The following is a 21,913-nucleotide window of genomic DNA, read 5'->3' as shown; positions in this document are numbered from 1 at the left end:
AAAAACTCAAGATTGAATTCAATCTTGAGTTTTTTATTAAAAATTATTTTTTTTTAAATATTTAACAACTAAAGAAAGCTACTTAATTTCTTTTAAAATAACATCAATAGCCCTATCTAATTGTGGTGTTTTATTTTCTAATCTATCAGTAAAACTTTTACCTACATAAATATCTGGCGAAACTCCATTTAGCTCTAAATCTTTACCATCTAAAGTATAACATCCCCAAGATGGTAATCTATAACTAGAACCATCTACTAAAGATTTACTAGTTGTAAAAATAATCCATCTATAAGTTTCTGTACCTATAATTGTACCTAAACCTAGTTCTTTAAAACCTGCTGCTGTCATTTCTGCATCAGAAAGAGATTGCTCGTTTATTAATAATACAATTGGCTTATTGCCGTAATTAAAGTTAGATTGACTTGCTAGTTTTCCTTCTCTATATTTCCAACTTAAATATTGTTTTTGTTGTAAAAAGTTAAGAACAGCATCGTGTACATTTCCTCCTGTATTAAATCTTAAATCTAAAATTAAACCTTTTTTATAAGCTTCATCACTCATTAAATCTTCATAAAACTTAGTTAACTCACCACCACTCATATTTTTCATGTGTACATAAGCAATATTATTATTAGATTTTTGATCTACATATTTCTGATTTTCATTTTGCCAATCATCGTACATTAAATTTTTAATTTGCCCATAAGTTGTAGCATGTACAAAAACGGTAAACACTTTTTTTCCTCTAGAGAAAGTCAGTTTAATTTCTTCTTTAAAATCAGGATTTATAAAATAGGATTCTCTATTTTTATTCTTATCAATTTTTACATTATTTACAGAAATTAAAACATCATTTTTTCTGATATCTTTACTTTCAATATCTGTTGGACTATTTAAAACAATGCTTTCTACTTTATAGGGATTCTCATTATTAAAAATAATTCCTGTAGATGAAGTTTTGGTACCGTAATATGTTTTCTCTTCAGAACCTTTAGAATTAAATCCAAAATGTGATGTATTTAATTCTCCTAACATATCATTAAAAATTAAACGTAAGTCTGACCTTTTTGTAATAAAAGGTAAATACTTTTTATAACTATCTCTTAATTTTTGCCAGTTTTGTCCGTGAAAATTTTCATCATAAAAATTCTCTTCCATTCCTGCCCAAGCTTCAAAATACATTTGTTCAAATTCATTAGATAAAGTTTTATTAAATTTAAAATCAATCGAAATTGCTTTTAATTTATTAGAACTTAAATTTAAAGTTTGAATTGATCCGTTTACAAGTATATAATGTTTCTTTTTTATCGTTATTTGTTGATAATTAAAAACTCTTTTATCATCAATTTTAACGGTTTTATTTGCTTCAAATGGTTCTAATGTTGTTTTCCATAACTTATTCTCACCTTTATCATGATTAGATACATATAACACATGCGTCTTTTGTCCTTCATTTATAATTGTAATATTTTTTTGATTACCAAATCTTGGACTGATTCTAGTAAGCCTTGTCATTAAACCTTTTTGGTTTATTTGAACATTAACAGCTGTTTTATTTTCTTTTTTATTTGCTGTATCTTTTTTAGAAAATAATTCATTTGCCTTTTCCATTTTAAAAGGTTTTTCATATTTACCTAAAGCCATTTGGTATATTTTAGACTCACCATTTCCTCCACTAGGAAAGTTAGGAGCTGTTCTTTCTGATGAAAAATAAATAAATTTTCCATCATTAGACCAAACTGGTCCAGATTCTGAAACCTTTGTATTGGTTAGGTTTATTTTCTTTTTAGTTTCTAAATTATATACTAAAATTTCTGCTTCAAAATCTTTGTAAGCATTATAAACGATGTATTTACCATCGGGTGAAAAATATGGTTTAGAGTTATAGAATCCCCAAAGTTCATCTTGTACAACTAAACTACTTTTAAAACTCTTTAAATCTATCGTATAAATTTCGTTTCTACCTCTTAAATAAACACCTTTAGACATTTCTTTATTAAAAGTAATAAACCTATTATTCTTACTATTTTTTGTAATTTGTTTTGTATCAGTTAAATTATTAACATCAACCGTAAACCAATTATAATAACCGTTATAAGATCTAGAATATAAAAGTGATGTGTTATTTTTTAACCATTTTACTTCTTCAACTGCTTCTGTTTTGCTTGTAGGTATTTCTTTAACAAACTTCCCTTCAATATCAGAAATAAATAATTTTCCTCTAGATACAAATGCCATCTTTTTTCCATCAGGAGAAACATCAAAATAAGTAATTTTACCTTTTATATTGTATGATTGATTTTTATTAACGGTTATATTATTGTTGATATTTATATTTAATTTATTCGATTTTTTTGAAGCTACATCATATACATACAACTGATAATCTTTTCTAAAAACTATTTTTTCTCCATTAGCACTAACTTTTGGCCACATAATAGAAGTATCAAACTCTGTGAGTTGTTTTTTAACACCATTATTTAAAGTATATAAATTATATTCTCCATTATATTCATCAGATTTAAAGTAAATATTTCCTTTAGAATCTATAGTTGCTCCAAAATCTTTTCCTTTATAAGAAGTGTGTTTTGTATACTTTTTAGTAGCTGTGTTGTACGATTTAATATCTGGGTTATAGTCTCCTTTATATCTTTTTCTATTTGCATAACTTGAGCTTTCCCAAGATTCATTAAAGTAAATGTCTTTAGTTTTAGGATGCTGAACAACATTATGAATGGTATTAAAATAATGATCAAAGGTTCTTTTTGCTGTTTCTCCTTTAGTGGAAATAGTATAGTTTGTTGTTCTATTATATCTATTAGAAGCAAAATTAATTGTTTTACTATCCCAATTCCAAGAAGCAACTCTATCATCACTTTCATGAAAAGTAAGTTGTTTTATTTCACCTCCGTTTAAAGGCATTAAATACACATCATAATTACCATACTGATTACTAGAAAAAGCCAACCAATTTCCATCAGGAGAAACAGAAGGATCTGTCTCAGTTCCATCCATTGCAGTTAATCTAAAAGCAGTTCCTCCATCAGAGTTAACTCTCCATAAATCATCTTGATAACTAAAAACAACAACATCTCCATTAGGTGTTAATGTTGGTTTTAAAGTAAAATAAACATTCTCTTTTTGAGAAAAGAGAGAAATCGAAAATAAAAAAATACTAATTTTTAAAAAAAACTTCATTACTAATTAATTTGGTTAAGTTTTTAAAAGTAATCAATAATTTTTCTACAGTAAAATATCAAAAAGTTAAAGTTTTTTTAACGAATTCTAATCTATAAGCAACGGATTCTAAAATCGGTAAAATCAACATCAACTTCTCCTCTACTTTTACAGTGTATTAACACTTAAAAACGTAGAAATTATGAAAACTATATTAAAAAAATCAGTATTTGCAGCAGGTATAATCTTATTAAGCAGCCCGTTTATTAGTTGTGATAATAAGAAAATAATAAAAGAAAATAAAGCAATAGTTCTTGCAGAAAATGTTGCTACTATTAAAAATGAAACTACTATAAAAATTACTTCTAGAGAACCCATTGTTTTTATTACAGGTTTTGACGTCGGAAATGAAACCTATTACACCAACGCTAGAGCTTATTTTGAAGAGAAAAACATCAAAATAATAGACGGACAATATTCTCTAGAAGAAATAATTGTTTGGCTAAATAAAAATGCTAACGAAAATCCTTACGGAGATGTTCATATTGTAAATAACAGCAACCCGTATAAAGGCATGAATTTAGAAACTATTGTTAAAGGTGATAAAATTACCGCAGAAACTTTAAGAAAAACGATAACTCAAGGTACTTTACCAACGCTAAAAAATGTAGTTAATAAAGATACAAAAATAGTTTTTCATGCTTCTGGATTGGTTGAAAACACAGCATTATTAAAAACGCTAAAAGACGCTTTATCGGCTCCAACATTGCCAAAAGTTATTGCATCTCCTTATTACACTATTTTTAGTGGTAAATTTTCTAATCATTATTTAGCACAACCTTATTACGTATTTTATCCTACAGCTCATTCTCCTGGAAAAATAGATTTATCTAAAGAAATTGCGAATAAATATCCAGAAGAAAAAGACATTAACTGGTATGATGCTTTAAATAATGAAGAAGAAAGATATGTTGGTGATGCGTATACCACTCAGTTCTCTATACCAATTAAATGGGAATTTGGTTACCACCATACAGACAACGAAATGCCAATATTTACTTCAGAAAAAGAGGTGATCGATTGGATTGAGCAAAACGAAGAATTAATGGTAGAAATTAATAACTATAACATTCCGTTAGATAAATACAGATGGACATGGAATAGTAAAAACAGCACCTTAATTATTAGAGGTAGAACAACGGGGTTGGTGGTATTAAAACCCTTAATTAAACCGTATGGAGATTTAAAACACATAGAGCCAGACACCAATAACAAGCGTTTGTATGCTATAAAGTAAATTGAAATAGAAATTGTAGATTAGACGCCATTACACAAAACTAAAAATGAGGTAATGGCGTTTTAATTAGTAAGTTTGTAATTATGATAATATTTTTTGAAATTTTACATTCATTAAGTCATTCTATAAAGGGTATACCTAAGAACCGACTGAATTTATTGTTTTTACTTTTTTTCATTCTGATAAACCAAACGCATTCACAAAACCTACAGCTAAAAAATTTGTCTATTTCTGATGGATTACCATCTACTACTATAAATGATATTCAGCAAGACGAAATAGGCTATTTATGGCTAGCAACAGATAATGGTTACTCTAAATTTGACGGTGTAAATTTCACCAACTACAAACAAGAAAATGTAAATTGTATTTTTATTGAAAAGAATAAAATTTATATCGGTTTAAAAAACGGACTTCTCGTATTACAGCATCATAAATCTACCTTTTTTGAAAGCAAAGAAATTCTAAAAATAAAATCTATTAACAATAAAATTATTTTAGCCACTGTACAAGGTGTTTGCGAACTAAAAAAAGACACAATACAGCCTATAGAAATACAAAACCAAATAGATTTTTCTATAATTCATGATATCATTTCTTTTAAAAACATTATTTACATAGCTTCTACAAAAGGCTTATGGAGTATAGATAAACTATACAAACCTTTAAAAATGGATAAACTTATAGAAGAGAATACCACTTCCTTTTTAATAAATAATAATCAATTAATTGCTGTAACAGATACTAAGGGATTAAAAATTATTGATGATCACACTGTTTTAAAAAATATCTTAACAATAGAAGACATTTCTTCCATAAAAAGAATAAAAGATGAAATTTGGGTGGCTTCTAAAAAAAATGGGTTAGATATTTTAGATGCCAACACCTATATTTTTAAAAGGAAAATAAACAAATACAATACATTTATTTCTAGCCAAATAAACACTATTTTTAAAGACAAGCAAAATTCAATTTGGATTGGTAGCTTAAATAAAGGTTTATATAGATATAATACCGCTACAGAAACGGTTACACCTAAAGTGTTCATTGAAAATATAGCAGTTAATTATAAATTTATAGATTCCTTAAACGCAACCAAACTTGCCTTAAAACCAAATGAAAACAATATTTCCTTTTCTTTTAAAACAATCGATTTAAAGAATCCTAAAAATATCGAATACCGTTATCAATTAAAGGATGATTTTACACCTTGGAGTCTTCAAAATAAGGTTGATTTTGCTAATTTAAAGTCAGGGAATTATCAATTTACTGTTCAGTCTAAAAAAGGTAGTTTACTTAGTAAAAAAGTATCTTTTTCATTTTTTATTGACACTCCAATTTATCAAAAAGCATGGTTTATAATATTATGTGGCGCAATTTTATGTCTACTTTTAGCGCTTTTTGTTGAGCTGCATATAAGAAAGTTGAATAAAAAAAATCAGCAAAAGATTGATACTTTAAAAGTAGAAAATCATTTACTTACTTTAGAACAAAAAGCATTGCAGTTGCAAATGAATCCGCATTTTATTTTTAATGTTTTAAACGGAATAAAAGCACTTGGCAATTCTGGAAACTCTAAAGAATTAAATAAGACCATTTCACAATTTTCTGTACTTTTAAGAAGTGTTTTAAACAACTCAAGATTAGAAGAAATTAGCTTACAAGAAGAAATAAATACCCTAAAAAACTATTTAGATTTAGAGCAAAAAATGAATTCAATGTCTTTTGAGTACGTTATTGAAACCTCTTTAAATAACATCGATTCAGAAGAAATTTTAATTCCGCCAATGCTATTACAACCTTTTGTAGAGAATTGTATTAAACACGCTTTTCAGCCTAATAAAATCGATGCAAAAATTAAACTTCTTTTTGAAATTAGAAATAGATTCTTACATTTTACCATAGAAGATAACGGGATTGGTTTTCATCAGTCCAAAAAAGAAAAAGTAAAATCGAATCATCAATCTGTCGCTTTAGAAGTTACTAAAGAACGAATTCAGCATTTATCGAAATACAACTCATTTTCTATTGAAGAAATAAAAGACAAAAAAGAAGTAAAAGGAACCAAAGTTGGGTTTAAGATTCCACTAAAAACAGATTATTAAAAAAATGGAAAGAAGAAAATTTATAAAAAACACTTTACTTACAGGAGTTGGAGCAAGTATTTTAGGAGGACTTTATTCTTGGCAAATAGAACCTTTTTGGTTGGAATTTGTACACGTAAAAATGCCCATTAAAAATTTACCAAAAAACTTAATAGGAAAAACATTAATGCAAATTAGTGATGTTCATGTTGGTAATAAATTTGATTACAACTATATTATAGATTCGTTTAAAAAAGCACGCCTTTATAACCCCGATTTTGTTGTTTATACAGGAGATTTTGTTTCTTATGAAACACCAGAACAGTTTGATCAATTAGAAGAAGTGTTTAAATATGCCGTAAACGGAAAATTAGGAACTGCGGGTGTTTTAGGCAATCATGATTATGGTATAGATTGGTTAGAACAAGATGTTGCTAATAAGATTTCTAATATTTTAGATAAAAAAAACATTACAATTCTAAGAAATGAACAAGTAAGTTTTAGTGGTTTAAATATATTAGGTATTGATGATTATTGGGGTTCTAATTTTAACCCAACAAAAATTATGACCAAATATGATGCAGAAAAAGCAAACCTTGTTTTATGCCACAACCCAGATGTTTGTGATTTAAATATTTGGAACAATTACAAAGGGTGGATTTTATCTGGACACACACATGGCGGACAAGTAAAACCTCCATTTTTACCCCCACCTATTCTTCCTGTAGAAAACAAAAGGTATTCTTCTGGCGAGTTTGATTTGTATGATGGTAGAACATTATACATAAATAGAGCACTAGGTAATTTATACCAAGTAAGATTAAATGTAAGACCAGAAATAACCATTTTTGAATTAGATAAAGAAGTATAACATGAAAGAACTAACTGCAATTTTAGTAGATGATATGCCAGTAGCACTAGAAATGTTAGCAACTGATATTACTAACAATCATCCAGAGATTAAAATTATAGGAAAAGCAAAATCGGTTGTAGAAGCAGCAAAATTATTGCGCAAACAACAACCAGAGATCTTGTTTTTAGATATTATGTTAGGAGACGGAACAGGTTTTGATATTCTTGAAATTTTTCCTGATTTAAAATCGAAAATTATCTTTGTTACTGCAAGTGATGCTTTTGCTATTAAAGCATTTAAGTTTGCAGCAATCGATTATATTTTAAAACCTTATTCCGATGAAGATTTGGCAGTTTCAATAGAAAAAGCACAAAGCCAAATTCAGCCAGATAAAGAACAGCTACATGTTTTGCAAGAAGCGGTAACTGCCCCTAATAATAAGCCTAATAAAATATCTTTACATACTTCAGAAAAAATAATTGTTGTAAATATTGAAGATATAATCCGTTGTAAGTCTGATAACAATTACACTACCTTTTATTTTAAAGACAATTCAAAAATACTCGTTTCTAAAACATTAAAATATTATGCAGATATGTTAAAGGAAGTCGGTTTTTTAAGAGTACACCAAAGTCATTTAGTAAATACTACCTTTATTAAAGAGTTCATTAAATCTGATGGTGGTTATCTAATGCTTACTGATGGATCTAATATTCCAGTTTCAGTAAGAAAACGAACTGAAGTATTGGAAGTGCTAAATTCTTTCTAAAAGAGAGAATAAGGATTGTTTATTACTATTTCAGTTAAAGCTGTTAACTTTAAGATAAATAAAAGAAATTAAACAACTAATACGGAGGAAGTACTTAAGTGCGCACGAGAAGATTCGAACTTCCACGTTCTTGCGAACACAGCCCCCTCAAGGCTGCGCGTCTACCAATTTCGCCACGTGCGCATTTGTATAAACCAAAAATGTTAAGCATATTGCTTAACATTTTCTTTGTGACCGGGCTGGGGCTCGAACCCAGGACCCTCTCCTTAAAAGGGAGATGCTCTACCAACTGAGCTACCAGGTCTTTTTTGTAAACCGGTTGCAAATATACTATCAAACATTGGAATAATAAGCATTAAATTGATTTTTTTTTATAGATATTTGCATAAAAACACAAATAGATGAAAATAGTACTTTTAGGTTATATGGCTTCAGGAAAATCTAGTATTGGCAAACGACTTTCTAAAAAGCTGTCAATGAATTTTTTAGACTTAGATGATTACATTATTGAAAAAGAAAAAATGTCTATTTCTGAAATATTTAAAACCAAAGGAGAAGTCTATTTTAGATTGATAGAAAACAAATATTTAAAAGAAATTCTAGCAAAAGACAAAGATTTCATCCTTGCTTTAGGTGGCGGAACGCCTTGTTATGCAAATAATATGGAAGAAATTAATAATTCTGATGCAAAATCGATCTATTTACAAGGTAGCACAGCTACAATGATAGAGAGATTAATTAGAAAAAAAGCTAAAAGACCATTAATAGCTTCTTTAGGAGATGATCAAATTCCAGAGTTTGTAGCAAAACACCTTTTTGAAAGACGCCCTTTTTATGAACAAGCAAAGGCTATTGTAAAAATAGACAATAAAACTAAAGCAGAAGTTGCGGAAGAATTGGAAAGCTTATTAAGCTAAATAAGCAATTGCTTCATTTGCCGAAAATTCTACTTGTATATGTTCTTTTATAGAAGTAGACAGAGAAATTCCTTTAAAATCTGCCTTAACAGGATATTTTTTGTGATTTCTATTTACCAATACAGCTGTTTTAAATCTCTTTAAAGGAACGTCTAAAAAATGCTTAATTCCGTAAATTAGCGTAGTTCCAGAGCTTAAAACATCATCAACTAAAACCAAAGATTTATTTTTATAATCTTCAATATTTAGAGAAGTGGTAATAGGTTTTAAAGGATTTTTTTTATCAATATTAACTTTACAAAGAGTTACTTTTAAAGGTGATATTTCTTGTAAAACTTCCATTAATTTTTCAGCAAAAATAAAGCCATTACCTACAATACCAGCAAGAATAACTTCTTTCTCCGAACTATTTGTTTCATAGATCTGATAAGCAATCCTTCTTATTTTTTGAGAAATTTGCAATTGATTTAATATAATGCTACCTGATGTTGTCATATTTCTTCTGTTGTATCTTCTTGATAATCGTCTATATCTCGCCTGTCTTTTTTGGTTGGCCTACCTGTACCCTTTTTTCTGTAATAGTCTTTAGCGTATTTTAAGAGGTCTGTTTTCTCAAACTCCTCTTTAGGCGTTACATCTTTTCTATAAAGATCTACTATTTTAGCCCCAACTCTACTTTCCGGTAAATCTAAAACTTTTATTTGATAGTTTATTTGATTTTTTCTTACTAAAATCAATTCATCTCCAAACACTTCTTTAGAAGGCTTTAAGCTTTTATTATCTATCTTAACTTGCCCTTTCTTACATGCTGTAGATGCTAAACTTCTTGTTTTAAAAATTCTAATACACCACAAATATTTATCAATTCTCATATAAATAGTTAAAATATAACGTTTGTCTTTTTACAAAGGTATAAAATTGGTAAATTGCACGCTCAAAAATTATAGATTAAATGAATAAAATTAAAAGTATTTTTGCATTTATTGTTTTAAGTGTCGTAATATATTCTTGTGGAGATGATAGTAATGGAATTGACAATCCTTTTTTAGATATAGATCATGAGGAACTTGCTTTGTCTGATAATGATTCTATAGTGAAGTTTTTAAAGAACTATTATTATGATGCTTCTTTAGATTCTGTTAAAACATTAGTTTCTGGAAAAACACCACTATATGATAATATTATTAAAATGGAGGTTAAAAGAAATGATATTGATTATACGCTTTACGTATATAAAATAAAAGAAGGAAACCCTATCGATCCAAACACTGACAATCCTTCTGTTGATAAAGGATACCCTTCAGTATCAGATTCAATTTTCGCTAGATATTCAGGCCAAGTTATTACGTCTTCTACAGAGTTAAGTGCAACGTTTGACAGTAATTCTCAGGGTGTAGGAGATTGGTTTAGCTACGATAGATTAGCTGTTAGAGGTTGGTCTTTTGGTTTTGAAAATTTTAAAGGAGGATATTTAAAAAAAGAGGATAATGGAGATACTTTTAATGGACCAATAACTTATTTAGAAGGAGGAAAAGGAATTTTATTTATTCCTTCTGGACTGGCTTATACATCATTATTCACAAATAATTATTCGAGTAGTTTAGTGGACCAAAACTTACTATTTTATATTGAATTACTTGATTTTGTAAAAGATACTGATCATGATAATGATGGTACACCTTCAAGTGAAGAAGATAATAATGGTGATGGAGACTTAACAAATGATTTTAGTGATACAGATTTCCCTACAACACCAGATTATTTAAACCCTAACGTTTAAATAAATAAGATTTTAAATATTGTAAAAACTCTTGATTTCTCAAGAGTTTTTTTTTGTCCTAATTTTTCACTTTTCACCAAAACAACGATATTAGAAACTTTAAGAAATAGAGTTGATAAAAAAACTTAAATAAGCACATTAAAAGAGGTTGATATACTTCTTCATATATAATCTTATCAATTGATTACAGCGTATCTTAAAGACCTTAGTAGCTCTAAAGATTTACAGCTTTTAAATGAATAGAGTTTTCATCAACATAACCATTTTAAGGAGTTTTAGATACATCTAGCTTAAAACATCACAAACCGATTTTACTAAAGTCACAATAAAACAGAAATGCACAACTTGTAACCTAATATCCCCTTTATAGAATCGTAGAACAAATAATAGAAAGAGGTTTCTAATACCTAATAAAAATAAACCTCTACAGTTCTATTACACTCAGACTGGAAAACAACAGAAAACAAAAAAGCTCTTGAAAATTTCAAGAGCTTTTTTAATATTAAATAATTTGTGTACTTATAATTTTAAAGAAAGTCCAAATATTATTTGATTCGTTCTGTTATCTACGGTAAAATTATCTGTAACAAAATTAGCCTCATTGTTAGTCAAACCTCTTTCCCAACGTACATCAACACCTATATTACCAAATTCTACTCCTACTCCCATTTGAAGCCCTACAGAGAATTTATCAAGTTCATCAGAAGTAAATTCTTTATAACTAATTTCATCATCTAAAATGTATTGAAAAGAAGGACCAATAAAAACATTTGCAAATCCTAAGAATTTTTTACCTACTAAAACAGGTACATCTAATTTCTTAAATGAATAATCATCTGAATCACTTAGTAATTCAAATTCTGTTTTAACTTGTGTATAAACAATTTCTGGTCTTAAGTATAAACCACCTAAAACAGGAATATCTCCTCTAAACCACAAACCTACATGATAACCAGTCTTAGCTTCTGCTCCTCCATCTATAATATCTGCTGAGGATTCTTTAAAAGAGTCTTCTCCCGCATTATTATAGTTTACACCTGCTTTTAAACCAAAATCTATCTGAGCATTTGACAATTGTGTAAATCCAACTGCCAAACAAAACATTAAAATTACTTTCTTCATCATTTATTATTTTAAGTTACTATTAAAGATCTTTAAAATACTAACGCTTTTATTTTCTAGAAATTACTTTTTTAACAGCTTTTACAACTGCAGCAGCATCTAAACCATATTTAGCCATTAATTGTTCTGGTGTTCCAGATTCTCCAAAAGTATCATCTGTAGCAACAAATTCTTGAGGTGTAGGTGTGTTTAAAGCTAAAGTTCTAGCAACACTTTCTCCTAAACCACCTAATTTATTATGCTCTTCTGCAGTAACAATACAACCAGTTTTAGCGACAGACTTTAAGATAATATCTTCATCTAAAGGTTTAATGGTATGAATATTAATTACCTCTACAGAGATTCCTTCTGCTTCTAATTGTTCGGCAGCTTGTAAAGATTCCCAAACTAAGTGTCCTGTTGCAACAATAGTTACATCTGTTCCTTCTGTTAATTGTATTCCTTTACCTATTTCAAATTTTTCATCTGTTGGCATAAATACTGGTACTTTCGGACGACCAAAACGTAAATATACAGGTCCATCAAAATCTGCAATTGCAATTGTTGCTGCTTTTGTTTGGTTGTAATCACACGTATTAATTACGGTCATTCCTGGTAACATCTTCATCAACCCAATATCTTCTAATATTTGGTGTGTTGCGCCATCTTCTCCTAAAGTAACTCCTGCATGAGATGCACAAATTTTTACGTTTTTACCAGAATACGCCACAGATTGACGAATTTGGTCATACACTCTACCTGTAGAAAAGTTAGCAAATGTACCTGTAAAAGGAATTTTACCTCCAATTGTTAATCCTGCAGCAATACTAATCATATTTGCTTCTGCAATACCAATCTGGAAAAATCTCTCAGGGTTTTCTTCAATAAATTGATCCATTTTTAAAGAACCAATTAAATCTGCACATAAGGCAACTACGTTTGGGTTTGTTCTACCTAATTCTGTTAAACCATCTCCAAAACCTGAACGAGTGTCTTTTTTTTCTGTGTACGTGTATTTTTTCATTATAAATTTGTTGTGTTGTAAAATTTGCGTAAAAATAAACTTTTATTTTACTTTAGAGAAGAGAAAACACATAATAGGTAAAGACTTTTCTAAATATTACAAGCAAGCTTGATAAAAAGCATAGATAAAAGTATTATAAATTGGTTTTTAATTTTTTCGAACCAACAGTTCATCATTATAAAAAACATCATCAGAAAAAAAAGGGCACAAAAAAAGCTTCTTATTTCTAAGAAGCTTTGTTTTTCTGGGTGGAAGACGGGACTCGAACCCGCGACACTCGGTACCACAAACCGATACTCTAACCAACTGAGCTACAACCACCATATAATTGCGGCTGCAAATATATATCTTTTTTCTAATTCAACAAAATAAAATATTAAATTAATTTACTTAAATTTTCTACAGCCACATAACGCTCTGTAGTAAAGCCTTCTGCAGATTCCACTCCAATCAATCTTCCTAAATCTTTTGCTCTATAATCTACACTATCTGTAAAATTCTTACTTGTAATAGGTGTTTCAGGCTCATTACTTGTTGGATCATAGAACTGAGAAGTGTAGGCTAATACAGATTTCTTCTTAATATCCATAAACCCGGTAACATCAATTACAAAGTCTGGAGTTATATTTTTCCATTGTATATAATGATATACTAATTTTGGTCGCCATTTTTCTTGCAACTCTCCTCCTACTTCTGTTTCAATTTTTAATAGACCACTTAAAAAGCATGCATCAGAAACTAAACTACTTCCTTTTGGATGATCTATATGACGATCATCAACAGCATTACACAAAACAATTTCTGGTTGGTACTTTCGTATCATTTTAATAATGGCTAATTGATGCTTTTTATCATTGGTGAAAAAACCATCAGAAAACCTTAAATTTTCACGTACAGAAACCCCTAAAATCTTTGCTGAATTAGCGGCTTCAATATCTCTTAAATCTGCAGAACCTCGAGTACCTAATTCACCCCTTGTAAGATCTACAATTCCTACTTTTTTTCCTAAAGAAATTTCTTTTGCAATAGTAGCTCCACAACCCAATTCTACATCATCTGGATGGGCTCCAAAAGCCAAAATATCTAATTTCATATATAATGTACTTATTTAATATAAATTAATTTTTTATCAGTTTTTACTATAAAAAACATTCTGTTGTCTTAAAATAGACAACAAATTCATCGTTTTATTAATTAATCTACAACAAAACAATAATTTCAATCATCAAAAATAATCATTTTTTAAAGAAACGTAATAAGAAATTATTTCTATTACGTTTTCGTATTTAATTTTATATAAAGTGGGCATCTTTTTGTTAGGATTATCATAAAAATTTGCTGTTCGGCGCCAGTATGATATATGTCATAAAACAACCTCTATAATGTGAGTAATTTTACAGTATAGAAAAACAATAATATAAAAGCCAACAAATTGGCAATTGTAATACACATTAATTAATAAATATAAAATTATGGAAACCAACAGAAACATGGAAACCTACGGATTAAAAAACGTAACTGTAAAATGGAACTTATCTCCTGCTGAACTTCAAAAAATTACTATTGAAAAAGGAATGGGTAAAGAAACCAAAAATGGAACTTTAGCTATTAATACAGGTAAATTTACTGGTAGATCTCCTCAAGATAGATTTATTGTAAAAGATGACTATACAGCAGACAAAGTTTGGTGGGGAAAAACCAACAAACCAGTTTCTCAAGAAAACTTCGATAAATTAAAAGCGAATGTTGTAGATTACTTATCTAACAGAGAATTATATGTAAGAGATGGTTATGTTTGTGCAGATCCAACTTACAAAACAGACATTAGAACAGTAACAGAATATCCTTGGTCTAGTTCATTTGTATTTAACATGTTCTTAAGACCTTCTGAAGAAGAGTTAGCTAATTTTGATGAAGAATGGTTAGTTTTATGTGCACCAGGTTATGTTTGTGATGACCCAAAAGCGTACGGAATTCGTCAAGGAAACTTCTCTATCATTAACTTTACAGATAAAATTGCTTTAATTGGAGGTTCTGCTTATACAGGAGAAATTAAAAAAGGTATTTTCTCTGCATTAAACTTAGTATTACCAGTAGAAAGAGATGTATTACCAATGCACTGTTCTGCAAATGTTGGTGAAGATGGAGATACAGCAATTTTCTTCGGATTATCTGGAACAGGAAAAACAACTTTATCTGCAGATCCAAAAAGAAAATTAATTGGTGATGATGAGCATGGATGGACAGCAGAAAACAATATCTTTAACTTTGAAGGTGGATGTTATGCTAAAGTAATTGATTTATCAGAAGAAAAAGAACCAGATATCTTTAGAGCAATTAAACCAGGCGCTTTATTAGAAAACGTAGTATTCAATAAAGATGGAGATGTAGATTATATGGATAGTACAATTACACAAAACACACGTGTAAGTTACCCAATTTATCACATAGATAACATTGCAAAACCTTCTTATGCAAGTAACCCTAAAAATATTTTCTTTTTAACTGCAGATGCTTTTGGTGTATTGCCTCCAGTTTCTAAATTAACTCCTGGACAAGCTGCATACCACTTTATCTCTGGATATACTGCTAAAGTTGCAGGTACAGAAGCAGGAATTACAGAGCCTGTACCATCTTTCTCTGCTTGTTTTGGTGAGCCTTTTATGCCATTACACCCAACAAAATACGCAGAAATGCTAAGTAAAAAAATGACTGAAGCTGGTGTAAATGTTTGGTTAATTAACACAGGTTGGTCTGGAGGTCCTTACGGAACTGGTTCTCGTATTAAATTAAAATACACAAGAGCAATGATTTCTGAAATTTTAAACGGAAGTTTAGATAACATCGAGTTTGAACAACACCCAATTTTCGGATTATTTATGCCAAAATATTGTCCTAATGTACCAACAGAAATGTTAAACCCAATGAATACTTGGATAAACAAAAGTGCATATATTAGTAAAGCAATTCACTTAGCACACTTCTTCCACTTAAACTTTGAGAAATTTGCAAATGAAGCATCAGAACACATTATTGAAGGTGGACCATTAATTGACGAACACCACCAATTAGATCACATGTAAAATTTATTATTCCTTTTTACATTAAAAGCAAAGAGTTTAACTCTTTGCTTTTTTTATTGCTTGTAAAATATCTTCAATTAAATCTTCTGATTCCTCTATACCAACAGAAAAACGAATTAAACCATCTTTAATTCCTCTTGCCAAACGCTCTTCTACACTTAATAAAGCGTGTGTTGTTTGTACAGGACTTACTGTGGTACTTTCTAAACCTGCTAAACTCATTGATGGTTTTATCAATTGTAAATGATTCTGAAATTTTATTGCATCAATTCCTTTAGATAACTCAAAAGACATCATTGCTCCAAAACCTTTCATCTGCTTCTTTGCCAATTCGTACTGAGGATGACTTTTTAATCCTGGATAATAAACCCTATCAATGTCAGTGTTATTTTCTAAGAACTCAGCCATTTTTTGGGCGTTTTTAGTCTGTTCTTTTACACGTAAATTCAGTGTTTTTAAACTTCTTTCTAACAACCAAACGGTTTGATCACTTAAATTACCACCAAAATTGATGGCCGTTTTCCATATTCTTTCAATATGCTCTGTAGTTGCGGCAATGGCTCCTGCAGAAATATCTGAATGACCTCCCATATACTTAGTAGCAGAATGCAACATAATATCAATTCCGAAATCTATAGGATTTTGATTTATAGGTGATGCAAACGTATTATCTATCATTGTTAGTATACCATTTTCTTTTGCCAAAGCAGCAATTGCTTTCATATCTGTAATACCTAATAACGGATTAGAAGGCGTTTCTATATACAAGACTTTTGTGTTTTCTTTAATTAAAGCCTTAAAATCTTCCACTTTATCAGATTCTGTAAAAGAATATTCTATTCCGAATTTATCAAATTCTGAAACTATAAAATTATAAGTTCCACCATAAATTACTTGCTGTATAACTACATGATCTCCTTTTTGTAAAAAAGCAAATAATGCTGCAGAAATAGCTGCCATTCCAGAACCAAAAATTAAAGCATCCTCTGTTTTTTCTAAGGCAGCAATTTTCTTGTGCAACATTTCTTGATTTGGCGTGTTAAAATAACGCGGATAACGTTTAACATCTACACCATCAAAAGCATAAGAAGTAGATGTGTAAATAGGAGAAACAGCTCCTTTAAACTGTTCGTCTTTTACTTCTCCAACGTGAACACAAGTAGTATTTATTCCTAGTTTCTTAGATTCTTTCATTTCTATCATTATTTTATGATTGCTAATTTAGTAATTCCTTGTGCAATCCACTAAAAAAACAAATATCTTCACAGAATAGAATATTTTGTATATAAATATTTTATAAAATTAATTAGATTTTAAAAATGATCTATAAAAGCATAATATCTTTACTAAATTAATGTGCATCCTATGAATTTTTTAAAAGCCCTTTGTATTATGCTTTTATTATTAACTAATAATAAATTACAATCTCAACAAAATAATTTTGCACCAGGAATAAATCTAACAGGTTACGAGAGGTTTTGGGAGGATAAAGAACTAAATTATAAGGATATTATTGCTGATATTGACAAACTACACAAACAAGGTATTAAGGATATTAGATTACCTGTTTCTTTTGAATATCAATTCGAAAAAAAATCTAAACGTAGATTTTTAAGAGATTTAATTAAAATTGTAAAGTACATCAGAAAAAAAGAAATGACATTAATTGTTTGTTATTTTGATCATACTTTAGATCGAGAAACAAATTATACGAACATTAAAACTATTAAAAAAAACTGGAAATATATTAGCCATAAATTAAAAAAGTATTCTAATAACGTTTATTACGAAATTGTAAACGAGCCTAATTTATATCCTACTCAATGGGATGAAATGGTGCATGAAATTGTTTCTGAAATAAGAGAAGAAGACAAAAAAACGAAGATACTTATAGGCGCTACCAATTACAATAGCATTTATGAATTGGCTAGAAAAAAGCCTTTTCCTTATAAAAACCTTGTTTATGTCTTTCACTTTTACGAACCTTTTATTTTTACGCATCAAGGAGCAGATTGGGGTGGAAATCAAACTAAAACGGTAGCTATTCCATATCCATACGATTCTATTAAAATGCCTGAAATCAATTTAAAAACACTAGGAACTCCTGGGGAAATTAATTACAAAGATTATAAAGACATGGCAAATAAGACGTCTTTAAGTCATAAAATAAATACAATTGTAAAATGGGCGCAACAAAATAACGTTGAATTATGGTGTACAGAGTTTGGTGCTATTAATTCTATTGATCCAGCATATAGATGCCAATACTTTAAAGATGTTATCAGCATCTTTAAAGAAAACAACATAAAAAGTTATTTATGGGAATACAACGGAAATTTTGGTATTGATAATATTACTGAAATTTTTGATTGTATGTAATTATTTTATAATCTTAACAATTTTAAAAGTACTGCAAAAATAGACTACCTTACTTCTGTAACTACTAATACTTGCCCCATTTTTTTCGATACTCTTAAGATTTGATGCTACCTTATCTAAAAAATAAAAAGGAGATTTGGTATTTGAAATAATTAAGTAATCACAGTATTTTTTTGGATTGTAAAATGCTTTATCATAATCTACTGATGCATTAGATATAAAATAGTTATTTTTTTCGCTGTAAGCTACTATAGGATACATAATAGATTTATCACATAAAACTACAGAGTTTTTAGGTGTGTTAAGTGCCAAAAACCTACCTCCGCTTTTATAATCTTGTAACACATTATTTTGTTTTTTTTCTACTACACTTTTAAAGAAAACTTGCTCTGAAGTATACGATGATTTTTCTAAATATAAATATTCACCATAGATACTAATTATAAACAAGCATGCGTAACTAAAATAAGTTATACTTTTTAACTTAAAATTTTTAAGTGATGTAGTTGCTATAGACGCAATACCAGCTGCTATAATAATAACATAATAAAATAAGCCCATATAGTCAATTTGACTACCTCTTACCAAAACATATAACAATAACGGAACTAATAATAAAATAAAGACTTTTAGACCTCTCTTGTAATGACTTATCAATTCAAACAGATAAATAGGTACTATAAAAGCAACTATAGAAAGAAAAGAAAAATCGTTTACTGCTTTATTCTTTAAACTTGTAATACTATCTGAATCTATTAAGCTTAAAAAACTATTACCATTCCATCTAGTTTCTAATGAATTATAAAAATAAAAAGAATCATCTCCCATTAAATAATTGATAAATAAATACAACAATAAACTTGTTATAGGAAAAAAACCAATAATAAACACCATAGATCCTAAACGCCCTCTAAACTTTCTTCTTAATGATTTATGTTGTGTAATTTTAATATACTTAATAATAACATTTGAAGATAACAATCCTTTTACTCCGTATATACTAAAAACAAATACATGAAAAACTAGAAGAAGAAGTATCCATAAAATTCTATAATCTAAAAATATTGCTAAACTTAAAATAATACTAAGTATTGCTATGTGATACGTTGTAAATTTTTTAATGTAATTAAATAGATAATAAAAAATTAAAAAATATAAGATGTAAAAAGCATACAACGATGTACCAGAAGTTGCTGTATAAAATGTTATTGGACTAAATAAGAAATATAAAAACAAAAGTACTTTAATTACTTTATTTTTCTCTTTCCCTACAATAGTTACTACCATTGTTGTAAACAATGAAGTATAAAATATCGATGCAAAAAAAGGAGCATCTACTGCGCTAAATACAGAAAAAGGATAAGATAACACATTCGTTAACAAAGGATAAGATAAAAAGAAATTTTTAACTAACTCTCCACTATCAAACAATGTATTTATATGGCTTGTAATAAATAGAGGTTCAAAATTTAAATATCCATCTTCACGAATTACCATTGTTACAAAACTGTAAAAAGCTAAGTAAACAAACCATATTATAAAAAAAGAGAGCGTTGAACTCTTTGTCTTAATTTTATCCATACCTTTTTTTTAATTCTTCTTTTTAGTTAAACCATGATTGGTTTTTTCCCAATAAAAAGGTTTGGTTATTAATTGATGTAACCCTTTGTATGCAGAGATAGAATGCATTAACCAATAAACAGGGTTTGCTAAAGCGTATATTATTAATGAGTATGATCTTCTTTTAAAAATAGCAATCATATTGGTATAAATCATAATTAAGTTCCCTAAAGTAAAGTTAACTAAAGAAATAATAATTAACCAATCTGGAAACAACAACTCTATCCACTTACTTTTAAAACAAATATAAATCAATAGAAAAAGTAATAAAATAGGATAACTTAAGAAAGTAAATACCGTTCCTCCAATAAAAAACTGAAATCCAAAAAAACCTCTAGTCCCAATAGATTTGTATAACTTTATAGGATTTCTCATGTGAACCAAATAGGTTTGCATGTATCCTTTAATCCATCTAGAGCGTTGTCTTATCCAATTAAAAAACTCATTATTTGCTTCTTCATAAGTAGTAGAATCTAACACCGTAATTTTATAATCTTTAGCATAACAACGTAACCCTAAATCGGCATCTTCTGTTACATTAAAACCATCCCATCCACCAAGTTCCATTAATTTATCAAACTTAAAATGATTACTTGTACCGCCTAACGGAATCGGAATTCTAAGACTATCTAACCCAGGAAGCATATAATCAAACCAATAAGAGTACTCTAACGTAAACATCTTCGTTAAAAAGTTTTCACTCTTATTAAAATAGTTTAAAGCACATTGTATGGCTATATAATCTTCTGGTAGTTTCTGAAATAATTTATACGTTTGTTTTAATTGATCACTATCTGGTATATCCTCTGCATCGTATATAGTTAAATATTTTCCTTTAGAAAAATACAGCCCATAGTTACATGCTTTTGGTTTTGTTTTAGGTTGTGCATAAGGAATTATAATAGGTTCGAAATTAGTAGGGAATTTCATCTCTCTAATTGCATTGTATGTCATCTCATCATCTGACTCAATTAACAATTTTGCATCTAATTTTTCTATCGGATAATCAAGGTTATTTAAGTTCCACACTAATTTCTGAATCACTTCAGATTCTTTAAACACCGGTAAATGAATTGTATATATAGGTAACTCTTCAGCTGTAATTAATTCTATTTCTTCTTTACTTACTTTGCTTTCTAGCTCTGTTTTAGAGCCATGAATAGTAAGCATAAACTTAAAAAGAATAGAGAATAGCAAAAATAAATTTAATACTAAATTTGCTCCAATTAATGTATCTACAAAGTTAAAATATAAAAAAATTAAAAATATTAAAAACAACACTCCTAATGCTATAACTTGCTTTAAAGTAAAGGTTTCTATAGCACAACTATCAGGGTCTTTTTCATATAAATTAAACACAGATTTATGTAAAGTTTCACCTCCATACTTTAAATGTAACGCTTTATTTAAATCTAACTCATTGGTTACAAAAACCTCTGAAACAGCTACTTGCAACTCTTCTTCTACTAATCTAATGTTATTAAGATCTGATGGATCTGCCACCACAAAAGCAACTTTATTATTGTGCTCTATTGGAAAAATTAATGTGTTTAAAAATAAATTGAATCGTTCGTGAGTATCAGAAAAAGATTTGTATTCCTCTATTTCATCACAGTTTATATTATAAGTAGGAAGCTCTAAGCCTACGATTACTTTATTATAATGAAAACGTGATATAAACCCGTGGTTAAGTGCTATTTTAAGAAATGACTTATTTAATTTAACTTTAAATCTTTCAATTTCAGAAACTTGCTTATTAGAAAGCAATTCACTCTCTACAAACAGCTCTTTTCTATGAAGGTCTATATTAAAACTTCTCATAACGC

The 21,913-nt window shown here is 28.7% G+C and carries 17 protein-coding genes and 3 tRNA genes; 8 read left to right on the top strand and 12 right to left on the bottom strand.

All coding sequences use genetic code 11. The annotated features are described in order from the left end of the window. Positions 1-78 precede the first annotated feature (78 nt). Entirely contained in the window at positions 79-3,201 is a 3,123-nt protein-coding gene (locus H0I29_RS13395; protein WP_218752732.1) for a S41 family peptidase, read from the bottom strand. A gap of 181 nt (positions 3,202-3,382) precedes the next feature. Here H0I29_RS13395 and H0I29_RS13390 point away from each other — a divergent pair, with 181 nt between their 5' ends. The 4 genes from H0I29_RS13390 to H0I29_RS13375 all read left to right on the top strand — a co-directional run bounded on the left by H0I29_RS13390 (position 3,383) and on the right by H0I29_RS13375 (position 8,183). Beyond that, positions 3,383-4,477, top strand: a complete 1,095-nt coding sequence (locus H0I29_RS13390; RefSeq protein ID WP_218752731.1) for a hypothetical protein — start codon at positions 3,383-3,385, stop codon at positions 4,475-4,477. Between the two features lie 221 nt (positions 4,478-4,698). Beyond that, positions 4,699-6,582 carry a histidine kinase gene (locus H0I29_RS13385; RefSeq protein WP_218752730.1) on the top strand — a complete coding sequence of 628 codons (1,884 nt, stop codon included), beginning with the start codon at positions 4,699-4,701 and terminating at the stop codon, positions 6,580-6,582. Between the two features lie 4 nt (positions 6,583-6,586). Beyond that, the gene (locus H0I29_RS13380; RefSeq protein WP_218752729.1) at positions 6,587-7,432 is read left to right on the top strand and encodes a metallophosphoesterase; all 846 of its coding nucleotides are present in this window, start codon (positions 6,587-6,589) and stop codon (positions 7,430-7,432) included. Between the two features lies 1 nt (position 7,433). Next, a complete protein-coding gene (locus H0I29_RS13375) occupies positions 7,434-8,183 on the top strand; it encodes a LytTR family DNA-binding domain-containing protein (RefSeq protein ID WP_218752728.1) in 750 nt (249 codons plus the stop codon). A gap of 99 nt (positions 8,184-8,282) precedes the next feature. Here H0I29_RS13375 and H0I29_RS13370 read toward each other — a convergent pair. Together H0I29_RS13370 and H0I29_RS13365 are read right to left on the bottom strand one after the other, a co-directional pair. Continuing rightward, positions 8,283-8,366 (bottom strand) — tRNA-Leu (locus H0I29_RS13370). A 48-nt stretch (positions 8,367-8,414) separates the two neighbouring features. Continuing rightward, positions 8,415-8,487, bottom strand: a tRNA-Lys gene (locus H0I29_RS13365). A 97-nt stretch (positions 8,488-8,584) separates the two neighbouring features. Here H0I29_RS13365 and H0I29_RS13360 point away from each other — a divergent pair. Further along, positions 8,585-9,100: a shikimate kinase gene (locus H0I29_RS13360; RefSeq protein WP_218752727.1), complete on the top strand. Its 516-nt coding sequence runs from the start codon at positions 8,585-8,587 to the stop codon at positions 9,098-9,100. Here H0I29_RS13360 and H0I29_RS13355 read toward each other — a convergent pair. Together H0I29_RS13355 and H0I29_RS13350 are read right to left on the bottom strand one after the other, a co-directional pair. Continuing rightward, entirely contained in the window at positions 9,092-9,595 is a 504-nt protein-coding gene (locus H0I29_RS13355) for a phosphoribosyltransferase domain-containing protein (RefSeq protein WP_218733163.1), read from the bottom strand. The genes H0I29_RS13360 and H0I29_RS13355 overlap by 9 nt on opposite strands. Continuing rightward, the gene (locus H0I29_RS13350) at positions 9,592-9,972 is read right to left on the bottom strand and encodes an RNA-binding S4 domain-containing protein (RefSeq protein WP_218733161.1); all 381 of its coding nucleotides are present in this window, start codon (positions 9,970-9,972) and stop codon (positions 9,592-9,594) included. Before H0I29_RS13350 ends, H0I29_RS13355 begins: the two co-directional genes overlap by 4 nt. An 80-nt stretch (positions 9,973-10,052) precedes the next feature. Here H0I29_RS13350 and H0I29_RS13345 point away from each other — a divergent pair, with 80 nt between their 5' ends. Beyond that, a complete protein-coding gene (locus H0I29_RS13345; RefSeq protein WP_218752726.1) occupies positions 10,053-10,880 on the top strand; it encodes a peptidylprolyl isomerase in 828 nt (275 codons plus the stop codon). Between the two features lie 519 nt (positions 10,881-11,399). On the opposite strand, the gene H0I29_RS13340 is transcribed toward H0I29_RS13345, so the two are convergent. From H0I29_RS13340 to bshB1, 4 genes are all read right to left on the bottom strand, one after another. Next, positions 11,400-12,002, bottom strand: a complete 603-nt coding sequence (locus H0I29_RS13340; RefSeq protein WP_218752724.1) for a porin family protein — start codon at positions 12,000-12,002, stop codon at positions 11,400-11,402. Positions 12,003-12,051: 49 nt separating this feature from the next. Next, complete coding sequence (locus tag H0I29_RS13335; RefSeq protein ID WP_068451827.1) at positions 12,052-13,005, bottom strand: transketolase family protein; 954 nt, start codon at positions 13,003-13,005, stop codon at positions 12,052-12,054. Between the two features lie 246 nt (positions 13,006-13,251). Continuing rightward, a tRNA-His gene (locus H0I29_RS13330) sits at positions 13,252-13,327 on the bottom strand. Between the two features lie 54 nt (positions 13,328-13,381). After that, positions 13,382-14,098: a bacillithiol biosynthesis deacetylase BshB1 gene (bshB1, locus tag H0I29_RS13325; protein WP_218752723.1), complete on the bottom strand. Its 717-nt coding sequence runs from the start codon at positions 14,096-14,098 to the stop codon at positions 13,382-13,384. A 379-nt stretch (positions 14,099-14,477) separates the two neighbouring features. Between bshB1 and pckA the strand changes: the two genes are divergently transcribed. Beyond that, positions 14,478-16,088 carry a phosphoenolpyruvate carboxykinase (ATP) gene (gene pckA, locus H0I29_RS13320; RefSeq protein WP_218733153.1) on the top strand — a complete coding sequence of 537 codons (1,611 nt, stop codon included), beginning with the start codon at positions 14,478-14,480 and terminating at the stop codon, positions 16,086-16,088. Positions 16,089-16,124: 36 nt separating this feature from the next. Here the strand turns inward: pckA and H0I29_RS13315 are convergent, their stop codons facing one another. Next, positions 16,125-17,282, bottom strand: a complete 1,158-nt coding sequence (locus H0I29_RS13315) for a PLP-dependent aspartate aminotransferase family protein (protein WP_218752722.1) — start codon at positions 17,280-17,282, stop codon at positions 16,125-16,127. Between the two features lie 171 nt (positions 17,283-17,453). On the opposite strand from H0I29_RS13315, the gene H0I29_RS13310 reads away from it, so the two are divergent. After that, positions 17,454-18,467, top strand: a complete 1,014-nt coding sequence (locus H0I29_RS13310) for a glycoside hydrolase family 5 protein (protein WP_218752721.1) — start codon at positions 17,454-17,456, stop codon at positions 18,465-18,467. On the opposite strand, the gene H0I29_RS13305 is transcribed toward H0I29_RS13310, so the two are convergent. Further along, positions 18,468-20,048: a hypothetical protein gene (locus tag H0I29_RS13305; RefSeq protein WP_218752720.1), complete on the bottom strand. Its 1,581-nt coding sequence runs from the start codon at positions 20,046-20,048 to the stop codon at positions 18,468-18,470. A gap of 9 nt (positions 20,049-20,057) precedes the next feature. Continuing rightward, positions 20,058-21,908: a glycosyltransferase family 2 protein gene (locus H0I29_RS13300; protein ID WP_218752719.1), complete on the bottom strand. Its 1,851-nt coding sequence runs from the start codon at positions 21,906-21,908 to the stop codon at positions 20,058-20,060. Between the last annotated feature and the right edge of the window lie 5 nt (positions 21,909-21,913).

The sequence above is a fragment of the Polaribacter sp. R2A056_3_33 genome (assembly GCF_019278485.1).
In the GTDB taxonomy this organism is placed as follows: Bacteria; Bacteroidota; Bacteroidia; order Flavobacteriales; family Flavobacteriaceae; genus Polaribacter.
Note: the sequence above shows the minus strand (reverse complement) of the source record. Positions and strands in the feature narration are given on the sequence as shown.